At 30.7% G+C, this 12,108-nt stretch carries 12 protein-coding genes; 3 read left to right on the top strand and 9 right to left on the bottom strand.

Going from position 1 to position 12,108, the window contains the following annotated elements; translation table 11 throughout:
- The 5 genes from KAR88_RS00725 to pheS all read right to left on the bottom strand — a co-directional run bounded on the left by KAR88_RS00725 (nt 1) and on the right by pheS (nt 7,219).
- Complete coding sequence (locus KAR88_RS00725) at nt 1-1,671, bottom strand: 30S ribosomal protein S1 (protein ID WP_002776978.1); 1,671 nt, start codon at nt 1,669-1,671, stop codon at nt 1-3.
- Between the two features lie 140 nt (nt 1,672-1,811).
- Entirely contained in the window at nt 1,812-2,642 is an 831-nt protein-coding gene (locus tag KAR88_RS00720) for a 4-hydroxy-3-methylbut-2-enyl diphosphate reductase (protein ID WP_002781744.1), read from the bottom strand.
- Nucleotides 2,632-3,912 carry a 3-phosphoshikimate 1-carboxyvinyltransferase gene (gene aroA / locus KAR88_RS00715; RefSeq protein ID WP_002776983.1) on the bottom strand — a complete coding sequence of 427 codons (1,281 nt, stop codon included), beginning with the start codon at nt 3,910-3,912 and terminating at the stop codon, nt 2,632-2,634. The genes KAR88_RS00720 and aroA overlap by 11 nt, the downstream gene beginning before the upstream one ends.
- Nucleotides 3,909-6,230 carry a phenylalanine--tRNA ligase subunit beta gene (gene pheT / locus KAR88_RS00710; RefSeq protein ID WP_002790557.1) on the bottom strand — a complete coding sequence of 774 codons (2,322 nt, stop codon included), beginning with the start codon at nt 6,228-6,230 and terminating at the stop codon, nt 3,909-3,911. Before pheT ends, aroA begins: the two co-directional genes overlap by 4 nt.
- Nucleotides 6,227-7,219 (bottom strand): phenylalanine--tRNA ligase subunit alpha, encoded by a 993-nt coding sequence (gene pheS / locus KAR88_RS00705; RefSeq protein WP_002776986.1) that lies wholly within the window; start codon nt 7,217-7,219, stop codon nt 6,227-6,229. The genes pheT and pheS overlap by 4 nt, the downstream gene beginning before the upstream one ends.
- Nucleotides 7,220-7,339: 120 nt before the next feature.
- On the opposite strand from pheS, the gene KAR88_RS00700 reads away from it, so the two are divergent.
- Nucleotides 7,340-7,705, top strand: a complete 366-nt coding sequence (locus KAR88_RS00700) for a histidine triad nucleotide-binding protein (protein ID WP_002776987.1) — start codon at nt 7,340-7,342, stop codon at nt 7,703-7,705.
- A 38-nt stretch (nt 7,706-7,743) separates the two neighbouring features.
- On the opposite strand, the gene KAR88_RS00695 is transcribed toward KAR88_RS00700, so the two are convergent.
- Together KAR88_RS00695 and KAR88_RS00690 are read right to left on the bottom strand one after the other, a co-directional pair.
- Nucleotides 7,744-8,313, bottom strand: coding sequence for a DJ-1 family glyoxalase III (locus tag KAR88_RS00695; RefSeq protein ID WP_002776988.1), 570 nt, complete (start codon nt 8,311-8,313; stop codon nt 7,744-7,746).
- Nucleotides 8,310-8,447, bottom strand: coding sequence for a hypothetical protein (locus KAR88_RS00690; RefSeq protein ID WP_002776989.1), 138 nt, complete (start codon nt 8,445-8,447; stop codon nt 8,310-8,312). The genes KAR88_RS00695 and KAR88_RS00690 overlap by 4 nt, the downstream gene beginning before the upstream one ends.
- Nucleotides 8,448-8,557: 110 nt before the next feature.
- On the opposite strand from KAR88_RS00690, the gene KAR88_RS00685 reads away from it, so the two are divergent.
- Together KAR88_RS00685 and KAR88_RS00680 are read left to right on the top strand one after the other, a co-directional pair.
- Nucleotides 8,558-9,301, top strand: a complete 744-nt coding sequence (locus KAR88_RS00685) for an amino acid ABC transporter permease (protein WP_002776991.1) — start codon at nt 8,558-8,560, stop codon at nt 9,299-9,301.
- The gene (locus KAR88_RS00680; protein WP_002776993.1) at nt 9,294-10,022 is read left to right on the top strand and encodes an amino acid ABC transporter ATP-binding protein; all 729 of its coding nucleotides are present in this window, start codon (nt 9,294-9,296) and stop codon (nt 10,020-10,022) included. Before KAR88_RS00685 ends, KAR88_RS00680 begins: the two co-directional genes overlap by 8 nt.
- A gap of 26 nt (nt 10,023-10,048) precedes the next feature.
- Here the strand turns inward: KAR88_RS00680 and KAR88_RS00675 are convergent, their stop codons facing one another.
- Both KAR88_RS00675 and KAR88_RS00670 read right to left on the bottom strand, forming a co-directional pair.
- Nucleotides 10,049-11,437 carry a sodium:alanine symporter family protein gene (locus tag KAR88_RS00675; RefSeq protein ID WP_079727732.1) on the bottom strand — a complete coding sequence of 463 codons (1,389 nt, stop codon included), beginning with the start codon at nt 11,435-11,437 and terminating at the stop codon, nt 10,049-10,051.
- A gap of 201 nt (nt 11,438-11,638) precedes the next feature.
- A complete protein-coding gene (locus KAR88_RS00670) occupies nt 11,639-12,106 on the bottom strand; it encodes a tRNA (cytidine(34)-2'-O)-methyltransferase (RefSeq protein WP_002786427.1) in 468 nt (155 codons plus the stop codon).
- Between the last annotated feature and the right edge of the window lie 2 nt (nt 12,107-12,108).

Genomic DNA, 12,108 nt, shown 5'->3' with positions numbered 1-12,108 from the left:
TTAAGCTAACTGATCTTTAATGATATCACCTAAAGTTACTTTATCGTCGCTATTGATTTCATTTAATACTTCTCGCTCTTTAATTCTAACCAAATTCTTAACACTTAGGCGAATTCTGTTTTTCTTTTCATCGATAAATGCAATTGCAGCTTCAATTTCATCACCAATTTTTAAATTCTCAAGAGTTGAAGCACTAATATCTTCTTTATGAATAAGCGCATCTACATTTTTATTGAGTTCTACAAATACTCCAAAATCTTTGATATCTCTAATTTTTCCTTTAACGATATCGCCTACTTTATGATTTTTAGCATATTCTTGAACAGGTGATTCGCTAAGTTCTTTAATGCTTAAAGAAATTTTTTGACCCTCTTCGTCGATTTTGATAATCTTAACTTTGATAATATCACCATTGTTAAATTTATCTTTACATTTTTCATTTCTGTCCCAAGATGCATCTTCATTATGCAAAAGACCCTCTACAGAACCAATTTTTACAAAAGCACCAAAAGAAGTCGTTGAAGTAACTTCTCCTTCTATCACATCACCAATTTTGTGATTTTTCATAAATTCGTCAAAAGGTTTAGAAAGTAAATTTCTTAAAGATACTCTTAAGCGTCTTTCATCTGAATTGATTTCAATAACTTCAACATCGATTTCTTGACCCTTGCTAATATAATCTTTTGGATTTTTTATATTTTTATCCCAAGAAATTTCGCTAATATGCAAAAATCCTTCTATATCGTTACCCAAATCAACAAAAGCACCATATGGCTCTATATTTGAAACAATAACCTTAATGGTATCACCCACTTCTAAGCTGTCTTTAATTTCTCCCCAAGGATCAGGTAAAGCCGCTTTGATAGAAAGGGATAAATGTTTGCGATCTTTGTCATATTTTACTACTTTGACAGGAACTTTATCTCCTTCTTTGTATAAAATACTAGGATTTACAGGTCCTTTATATGAAATTTCACTATAGTGAACAAGTCCATCAACACCACCCACATCAACAAACATACCATAAGTTGTAATTTTTTTTACAACACCTTCGATAAGCCCTTCTTGCTGAGCGATATTATTAATAAGTTCTTTGCGTTTTTTTCTTTCATCATCTAAAGTTTTCTTTCTAGATACAATAATGCTTTGCTCTTCTTTATCAACTTTGATGATTTTAACCTTAAAAGTTTTACCTATAAGATTGTTATTTTCTTTGAAGCCGTATTGTGATTTTGGTAAGAAAAATTCTACATCATCATCATTTACAACAACAAGTCCGCCTTTATTCTTTCCTACTACTTTTACTTCAAAAATATACTCATCATCTTCTTTATAATTTTGAATAAAATCGATAACTTTTTCTTTTCTTAAAGCTTTTTTGTGAGAAAGTAAAGATCTACCACCACGAGAGCCTACAACAGCAACTTTAATGCTATCACCTACTTTAAATAACAAATTAGCATTTTCATCTTGAATTTCATTTAATGCTAAAATACCTTCTGATTTTCTGCCTATATCTACATAGACTTCATCATTTTTAATCTCTACGATTACACCTTCAGTTATAGTTTCTTCTCTTGACTTGTCAAAAGCTTCTAAAAGCTGCCCAAAGTCTTCATCTTCAAGATAGTCCTCTAAATTGTTTTGAACTTTTTTGTTCACCTCGCTCATCATGGTCCTTTTGAAAAAAAATTAAAATTTGACTGATTTTACCTTATTTTTCTTTAATTAGTGTTAAGAATTTTAATTTTTATTAATTTTTTTTAAATTGTAGTTTTATTTACTTTTTGAAAAAATAAAATATCACAATTTTAGCACTTAAACGATTCTATTTTGGCTATAACTTTTTTAATAATCCAATCAGGCGTACTAGCTCCAGCGCTAATTCCGCAATGTGTTTTATTTAAAAACCATTCTTTTTGCAATTCTTCTTCGGTTTCGATCAAATAGCTATCTTCGCAGTTTGCCTTAGCTATTAAAAAAAGTTGTTTGGTATTGGCTGAATTTTTACCTCCGACAACTACCATCACATCACTTTTGACAGAAAGTTCTTTAATAGCATCTTGATTTTTAAAAGTTGCGTCACAAATTGTATTAAAAACTCTTACTTCTTTAACCCTAAGAATTAAAAAATTAACTATTTCCATAAAATGTTCAGGTTTTTTAGTCGTTTGACTTACAACTGCTATTTTATTAGGTAATTTAATATTTTCAAGATCTTTTTTATCTAAAACTACATAAGCTTTTGTGGCTACATAGCTTCTTACACCCTTAACTTCAGGATGATTTTCATCGCCAAAAATTACCACATCGTAGCCTTCTGCACTCATTTGTTCACAAATTTGCTGTGGTTTGGTTACAAAAGGACAAGTTGCATCAAAAATTTCAATATCTTTCTTTTTAAGCTCTTCTAAATCTTGCTTAGTAATTCCATGTGTTCTTATAATGGCTTTTTTTTCATCACTTAAAGCTCTTATGTTCTCTAAGGTTTTAACATTGAAATTCTTTTGCAAGCGAGCAATTTCTTCATTATTATGGATAAGCGGCCCTATGGTTGCCGCATCTTTAATTTGTTCAGCTTTTTTAATTGCTCTTTTTACACCAAAACAAAAGCCATAATTTTTAGCTAATTCAATAATCAATCCTAGCTCCTATTTTTGTAAGAATATCCATAAAGTTAGGAAAAGAAGTTTTAATACACTCACTTTCATCAATCTCCATTCCGCAAAGTAAGCCTAAAATCGCAAAACTCATGGCAATACGGTGATCCCCATAGCTTTTTATTTTAGCTTTTTTGATTTGAGAGCCTTCGATTTCAAAACCATCTTCAAGTTCTTTAGCATTTACTCCACAAAGTTTTAAATTTTCAACCGTAGCAGCAATTCTATCGCTTTCTTTTACCCGAAGTTCTTTAGCATTGATGAGTTTAGATTTACCCTTTGCTAAAGCAAATGCTATAGCTAAAGCGGGTGCTTCATCTATAAGCCAAGCTATATTTTCTTTAACTTCTACTGCTTTTAACTCGCTTGAGCTTGCATGAATTTCGCCTATGGTTTCAAAATCATTTTGTGTAATTTTTATTTCAAGTTTTGCACCCATTTTTTGCAAAATTTTGTAAGCCTCAATACGTGTAGGATTGAGTAAAATATTTTTTAAAACTACTTTAGAATTAGGTAAAATAATCGCAGCTAAAGCAAAATAAAAAGCCGAAGAAGGATCGTTAGGTATAAGAATATCTTGAGCTTTTAAAGCTTGATTTAAAGGAGAAATTTCAAGGCTTAAATAATCATCACTGATTTTTAAAGGTGCATTCATAGCTTTTAGCATGTTTTCACTATGATTTCTACTTAAAGATATCTCGCTAAATTTGGAAGTTTTATCCGCTCTAAAAGCAGATAAAATCATAGCTGTTTTAACTTGAGCTGAAGAAATTTCACTTTTATAATCAAAAGCTTTTAGTTTTTGTCCTTCTATACAAAGTGGAGCTAAATTTGCTTGTTCTCTGCCGTAAATTTTTGCACCAATTTCACTTAAAGGTTTACAAATTCTTTTCATGGGGCGATTGTTAAGATATTTATCGCCACTTAAAACAAAAAAGCCTGAAACACCCGCTAAAAATCCTATCATCAAACGCATTGCAGTGCCTGAATTTCCGCATTCTAAAACACAATTAGGAGAAAGTATCTCACTAGGCGGCATAATACTTACACTAGAACCTTCTCGCTTTACTTTAGCTCCTAAATTTTCTATTATTTTCAGAGTATTTAAAGTATCTTCAGCTAAAAGATAATTTTTAGCCCTATTTTCACTTTGGGTTAAAAGTGAAAAAATAGCAAAACGATGAGATATGCTTTTATCTGCTGCTATATCAGAAATTTCAGTATTAAAAGATTCTAAGGCATTTATTTTCATCTTAATTCAAGCCCCATTTCTTTAAAGCTTTGTAAAATTTTATCCATATGTTCTGCAACTTGAGCCTCTTCTAAGGTTTTATTCATATCTCTAAAAACAAATTTAAGAGTTAAACTATAAGAATTTTCAAGGTTTGCGTCGCTATACAAATCAACCAAGCGGAAATTTTCTAAATTTTCTAAATCTAATTCTTCTATGCAATTTTTAATTTTTTCATATTCAAAACCCTTAGGTATAAGTATGCTAAGATCTCTGCTAATGCTTGGGAATTTAGAATAAGGTTTAGCCAATTTAAAATGATGTTTAATCAAATTTAAATCAAGTTCGCAAATATATGTTTTTAGCAAATCTCTTTCGTTTTCTATTTTTAAATGCAAGCGACCTGCAAAACCTATTTTTAAATCTTTTAAGTAAATATCAGCTTGCTCGTAAGGACTTAAAATATCATGCTTTGAAGCTTTTAATTTAAAATCTCCTATGATATTTTTAAGATCTAAAAGAAAATCATAAAAATTTACCAATTCAGGCTTTGCTTTATTCGAAATTTTAGGCTCTTCCTGATAGCCTGAATGTACAAAAGCTATATGATTGAGTTCTTCATTATTAGTTCCAAAAACTACTCCAAGTTCAAAAAGCTTAATAATCTTTTTAGAATTTTTCGCATTTAAACTTGCTGCGTTTAAAAGATGGTTTAAAAGCGTTGTTCTTAGAGTGTTTAACTCTGCAGTAATTGGATTGATAAGTTTTAATTTTATAGGATTAAAACCAAGAGATTTTAGCTCCTCTTCATTATCTAAAACATAATGCAAACTTTCAAAATATCCGTTAGCTACCGCTTTTTTTCTAAGTTCTACTAGCTCTTTATAATTTTTATAAGTGGAATTTAAACGATTTTTTTCTACAAATTCCAAACCTTTTGAAGCGATATTATCAATACCTATAATACGCACTACTTCTTCACAAATATCAGCTAGATTTTTTATATCAGGGCGATGCATAGGGGCTTTAACATTAACAAGTCCATCAGCGGAAATTATAAGTTCAAAACCTAGTTTTTTAAGAATTTTTAAAACTTCATCCTTATCGATTTCTTGACCTATAGTCTTATTAATGCTTTCAATACTGATTGCTATGTTAGACAATTCCTTATTTGTTATAATTTGTTGTGAGGAGCTATAAATAATCAAATTTGGATTTTTTTCTAAAACGCTCAATAAAAAATCCATACCTAAATTCAATTTAGGCTCACTTCCTCTAAAACTTCTATAAATAGTTTGCTCATCTTGCTTTTTATAAGCCATTTTTGCATCTGCAATAATCATTGGATCAGTATAATTTGCCTCGATGATGATTATCTTAGAATCTTCTTTGCATTTAAATTTTTCTTCTTGGTAAATTCCGCTTACACTAAGAAGTTCATCTTGGTAAGAAATTTTAGTCTCACCCCGTGTTTCTTTGACTAAGCTAAAAGTAAATTCTTCATTTTCCTTATAAAAAGAATTGAGATCATAAGCATTAAAGAGTACACCCGTAGAGTGTGTTGCGTAATTTAATAAATTTTCTATAGGGTTTTTTCCAAAATTTTCTATTTGTGCCAATCTTAAACTAATGAGTAGATTGGTTTGAATTTTTTCTTTTAATTCTATAGCTCTGTAATTATAAAGACTGTTTAATTCTTTTTCAGCACTCAAGCGTAAAATACGACCTATGCCTAAAACATTTTCCCCTTCTTTAAAAGGTGGTTTTTCTTTTAAGTTTAAATTCAAAGCCACTGCTAAATCGCGTGCTATACCATAAATACTAAGACAATCTCCCCTATTTGGAGTTAATTCAACTTCGATCAAACCATCATTAAAAATTTCATAGGAATTTAAAGCTTTTCCAAGCTCTAATTTGCCTATACTATCGTCTAAAAGCATAATGCCATCATTGATTTTTTCAAAGCCTAATTCTGTGCTAGAACAAAGCATACCGCAAGAATCTACTCCTCGTAATTTAGCCTCTTTGATCTCCATACCATTTGGCATTAAAGCACCTTTTAAGGCCACTGCGACAAATTGCCCTTGTGCGACATTTTGGGCTCCGCAAACTATTTGCAAGATTTCATTTCCAACATCAACTTGACAAATGCTTAATTTGTCAGAATTTTCATGCTTTACTTTTTCTTTGACAAAACCCACTACGATTTTATCCGGCACTTTTAAGGTGCAAATTTTATCTACTTCTATACCTATAGAATTTAATGTATGCGCTATATCATCTAAACTTTTATCTTCAAAATCTAACCAATCATTTAACCAACTTTTAGTAATTATCATCTAAATTGCTCCAATAGTCTTAAATCACCTTCAAATAAAGATCTTAGATCAGGAATTTGATGTAAAAGCATTGCAAAGCGTTCTACACCAAGACCAAAAGCATAGCCACTTACATCTTTATAACCTACAAAATTAAATACATTAGGATCTACAACCCCGCATCCTAAAACCTCAAGCCAACCCGTTTGCTTACAAACCCTACATCCACAACCCTTGCAAAATACACACGAAATATCAACTTCTGCTGATGGTTCTGTAAATGGGAAAAAACTAGGACGAAAACGCACTTTTACATCTCCAAACATATAACGCAAAAAGTCCTCTAAAATACTTTTTAAATTTGCAAAACTTACTCTTTGCCCTTCTTCTACTACAAGCCCTTCTACTTGATGAAACATAGGAGTATGGGTGATATCAAAATCTCTTCTAAAAACTGCTCCTGGAGCTATCATTCTAATGGGTGGTTTTTGTGCAAGCATGGTTCGAATCTGCACAGGAGAAGTTTGAGTTCTTAAAAGTCTTTTATCGTCAAAATAAAAAGTATCTTGCATATCTCTTGCCGGATGAGATTTTGGTAAATTTAAAGCTTCAAAATTATGAAAATCATCTTCTATTAAAGGGCCTTTTTCTATGCTAAAATTTAAATTTACAAAATACTCTATAATTCTATCCATAGTACTCATAACAGGATGTAAAGCACCATTTGTAGGACTTTCATCAAAATAGTTAAAATCAAGAGCATCTTGCTTCATTTTTTCTTCTAAAGCAAGATTTTCCAAAATTTTAAATTTTGATAAATAAGCCTCATTAAAAGCATCTTTTTGAGAATTTAATTTAGCTGCAAATTCTTTCTTTTCTTCGCCCGCTAAATCTTTTAGTTTTGCAAAACTCTCTGTTAAGATACCTTTTTTTCCAAGGACAGCAACTCGAAGAGCCTCTAAGTCATTTAAATTTTTACATTCTTGAATTTGTTCGATAAAATTTTGCAATTTTCTACCTTAATAAGTTATTTTTAGTTTTAATTTTATTAAAAACTATTTTAAATTCAGCATAAAAACTAAAGTTTAAAGATATAATTGTATAAAATTAACACTAAAGAAGGATAAATAATGAAAGAAAAAACTGTTTTTGAACTCATTGTTGAAGGAAAAATTCCTTGCAATAAAGTACTTGAAAATAATGATTTTTTAGCTTTTCATGATATAGCTCCTAAGGCGCCCATTCATATACTTATTATCCCGAAAAAACATTTTAAAGATTTTCAAGAATTTGATCCTAAGCTTATGGAAAAAATGACAAGTTTTATACAAGAATTGGCTGTACTTTTAGGAGTGGATAAAAGTGGATATCGCTTGGTAACAAATTGTGGCAAAAACAGCGGTCAAGAAGTTTTTCATCTACATTTTCATATGTTGGGTGGCTTTAGACTTCCTAAAGAAAAAGATGAGAATGAAAATCCTCAAGCTTTATTTTAATTTATGATAGTGTTTTTTACACTATCATAACAAAATGCTTATTTTGTTAAAGGAATAAGCAAACCTTCATATAATGAATTATAAATTTCATCACCGCATAGTTGCTTTGCAAGCTCTAATCCAAATAAAATAGCCGTTGCAGGACCTGCACTTGTAATAACATTTTTATTTACAACTACAGCTTTATTCACTCTATTTCCTTGAAGACCTGTTTCGCAACTTGGATAGCAAGTAAATTCACCCTCTAAAACTCCAGCAGCATTTAATACTATAGGAGAAGCACAAATTGCAGAAACAATCTTGCCTTCACTGTGTAGTTTTTTAATAATACTTAAAATTTCATTTGAATTTTTAAGATTATTCATACCATCAAAACCACCCGCCAAGGCTATTGCATCGAGATTTTTAGTGTCTACAGCTTCTAAAGAACAATCCGCTTTTATGCTGATCCCATTTGCACCTTTTACCAAAAGTTCATTATCCAAAGAAGCGATAATAACTTCCAAATTCCCACTTAATTCCGCAGCTCTTTTTAATACATCTGCTATACCTATAAACTCAGCTTCTTCAAATCCTTGAGCCAAAGGAATCAATACTTTTTTACTCATTTTTTTCTCTCCTTATTTTTAAATTTTTCTTCCCGAATTTTAGCTTTTTCATTCATTTGATAGTTAAATCCCACTATCAAAAATATCATAAAAAGCACAAAAGCTACGATTAAAATAAAATCTAAAACTATCATATCGCAAAACCTTTTTTAAAATTCTATCATATTATTACAAATCTTTAAAGAAAAATCAAACGATAATTTTATAGAATTTAAGTTAAAAATTTTTGAATAAAGGTTAAGATTTGAATCAAAAAAATATAAGAATATTTGTATTTTTCGCCATCATTCTTTTTTGGGGATATTTTTCTTTTCCTATTGAAATTTTACAAATTAAAGAAGCGGATGGGGCTATAAATTACGGATACACTCCAAATGCGCAAGCTTACATAAAAAGTTATTTTATCACTCTTTTACTTACTGCTTGCTCGGCAATTATTGGTGTAGTTGTTGGTTTTAGTCTTGCTATCTTGCGCTTTTCTAAAATTAAAGTCTTAAATTTTATCATAGATGAATATATTGATATTATAAGAGGAACCCCTGTAATATTACAACTTATGATTTTTGCTTTTGTAATTTTTACTTTTATTGATAATCTTTATGCAGCAATATTTGCCCTAGGGCTTAATAGCTCTGCTTATATAGCAGAAATCGTAAGAAGCGGGATTAATAGTGTCGATAAAGGACAAATGGAAGCAGCGCGTGCTATGGGGCTTGATTATAAAACTTCAATGAAAGAAATTATATTACCACAAGCGACCAAAAACATTTTACCCGCTTTGGCTAATGAATTTATTTCTTTGTTTAAAGAAACTTCCGTGGTTGGATTTATAAGCGTTATTGATATTACTATGCAAAGCCAAAGCCTTCAAGCGGTATTATACAATCCAAAACCTCTTATTTTTACAGGACTTGTGTATTATGTAAGTGTAAAAATTTTTAGTTATTTTGCTAAAAAACTTGAGTTAAGGATGAGCAAAAATGATTGAGATTAAAAATTTAAATAAAAAATATGGAAATTTAGAAGTTATTAAAAATATCAGCACCAAAATTTCCAAAGGCGATATTATATCCATCATAGGTCCAAGTGGGGGTGGAAAAAGTACTTTTTTGCGTTGTATTAACCGCTTGGAACTTGCAGACAGTGGAGAAATTCTTATCAAAGGACGCAATATCTTAGATGAACAAACTGATATTAATAAAATTCGTCAAAAAGTCAGCATGGTATTTCAACATTTTAATCTTTTTGCCAATAAAAATGTATTGCAAAACTTATGCTTAGCCCCAGTAAAAACAGGAATCTTAAGCGAAGATGAAGCTATAAATAAAGCTGAAATTTTACTTAAAAAAGTAGGATTATCCGATAAAAAAGAGGTAATACCGCACAAACTTTCAGGCGGACAAAAGCAACGCATTGCCATAGCAAGAAGTTTGATGATGAATCCTGATGTAATTTTATTTGATGAGCCTACTTCAGCACTTGATCCTGAAATGATAGGAGAAGTTTTAAGTATCATGAAGGATTTGGCCGCTGAAGGGCTTACTATGATAGTAGTTACTCATGAAATGGGTTTTGCCAGAAATGTCGCTAATCGCATTTTTTTCATGAATAAAGGAGAACTTGCAGTGGATGCAAGCCCTAAAGAAGTATTTGAAAATCCAAAAAATGAAAGATTGAAAGAATTTTTAAATAAGGTTTTAAATCACTAAAAAGCCTTAAAATTAAGGCTTTTTAATCAGTCCCAGCATTCAGCATTTTTAATACCTAGTTTTGAAGCGCTGAATTTTGGATTTATTTTAGAGTCTTGTTGGGTGTTGAAATCTTTCAATACTTTATTGACTATACCCCCTAAAAGAAGTAAAGAAACAATATTTGTAACTGCCATAAACGCCATAGTTAAATCCGCTAAACTCCAAGCAAGTTTTAAATTCATTTGAGAACCTATAAAAATCATTGCTACAGCAGTAATTCTAAACAAATTCATGACTAATTTGGAATTTGTAAGATATTTTACATTAGCTTGGGCATAATAGTAATTCCCTATCAAAGAAGTGATAGCAAATAAAACAATAGCTATAGTAATAAAATGGACTCCAAAACCGCCATAATATTCACGCATTGCTTCTTGTACTAAAGGCATTGCGGTTAAAAGAGGTTTTCCATCGGCTCCAACATTAAAATATGCCATAGAAAAAAGAACCAAAAATCCTGAACTTGTACAAACAATAACATCAATCAAAACCGAAAACGCTTGTATAATACCTTGTTTTGCAGGGTGACTTGTAAGAGCAGCAGCGGCAGCATTTGGAGCAGAACCCATGCCCGCCTCATTTGAAAAGAGTCCTCTTTTAATTCCTATAACCAAAGCAGAACCAGCAAATCCACCCAAAATCGCTTTAAAATCAAAAGCACTTTCAAATATAAGCACTATTACAGAAGGAATTTTTTCAAAATTAATCAAAACAGCTATAAAGGCAAGTAAGATATAAGCTAATGCCATAAAAGGGACGATTAAAGAGCTTACTTTACCTATTTTTGTATGATGTGAAAAAAACATCCAAATTCCAAAAAGGGTTAAAATAATACCAATAATCATAGGCCAAGAACTTGAAGCAAAATCTGTTGTAGCATTAGGATTAAACATATCATAATAAACTTTAAAAGCCGAAGTCATAGTTTGACTTTGAAGTCCGTTAAATCCATAAGCATAAGTAATAATAAGAATAAAAGCAAAAAAAGCTCCAAAAAAATGAGAACCTAAAGCTTTTTTTATATAATAAGCAGGACCACCTTTAAATCCTCCTGTATTATCTTTAGACTTGTAAATTTGTGCTAAAGTGCTTTCTGCAAAAGCTGAAGCACCACCAAAAAACGCCATAAACCACATCCAAAATAAAGCACCCGCTCCTCCTGCAGCGATCGCGATAGAGATGCCTGCAATATTTCCTATACCTACCCTAGAAGCTGTTGATATCATCAAAGCTTGAAAAGGAGATATGTGCTCTTTGGTATGGTTTTCATTTCTTTCAGTTAGAATTTTAAAAACGGATTTTAACATGCGAAATTGTACAAATCTAGTTAAGAAACTATAGTAAATTCCGCAGATTATAAGTAAAACTACCATTATAGTATCAGTATATGGCAGAACATATTCGAGAATTTTTAATATCTTTTCATCGAATGGAACTGAGGGGTTTAAAGTTAAATTTTGCTCACCCATATTTCTCCTTTAAAAAAGTAAAATTCGCTACAACTTTAGCATATTTTTTATGAAAAAATATTGATAATTTACAAAATATTTAAAAAAATATAAAGTTAAGTAAGATTATAAACTAAAACGATCAAAATTTTGACGCAAGGCTTCATAAGAAACAATGCCGACACTTGTGGCCAAATTTAAACTTCTACCACAAGCTTTCATAGGGATTGTAATGGCATTATCCCAGTTAAGCTGCATTAATTCCATCGGTAAACCATAGCTCTCGCTACCAAAAAATAAAAAATCATTTTCTTGAAATTTGGCTTGAAAATAAAATTTATTACTTTTTGTTGTCGCAAAGAAAAAACGATCTTTGTAAATGAGATTGTGTTCAAGAAAGATATCTAAACTTTCCCAAATTACAGGCTCAAGCTTTTCCCAATAATCAAGCCCTGCTCTACGCACTGCTTTTTGAGAAATATCAAAAACTATGGGTTTGACAATATGCAATTTAAAACCCGCATTAAAACACATTCTACCTATACTGCCAGTATTTTGAGGAATTCTAGGATGAACTAAAACAATATTAAACATAT

The sequence above is a fragment of the Campylobacter sp. JH23 genome (genome assembly GCF_017846595.1).
GTDB lineage: Bacteria > Campylobacterota > Campylobacteria > Campylobacterales > Campylobacteraceae > Campylobacter_D > Campylobacter_D coli.
The sequence above is the reverse complement of the archived record's forward strand: the minus strand, read 5'-3'. Positions and strand labels throughout refer to the sequence as shown.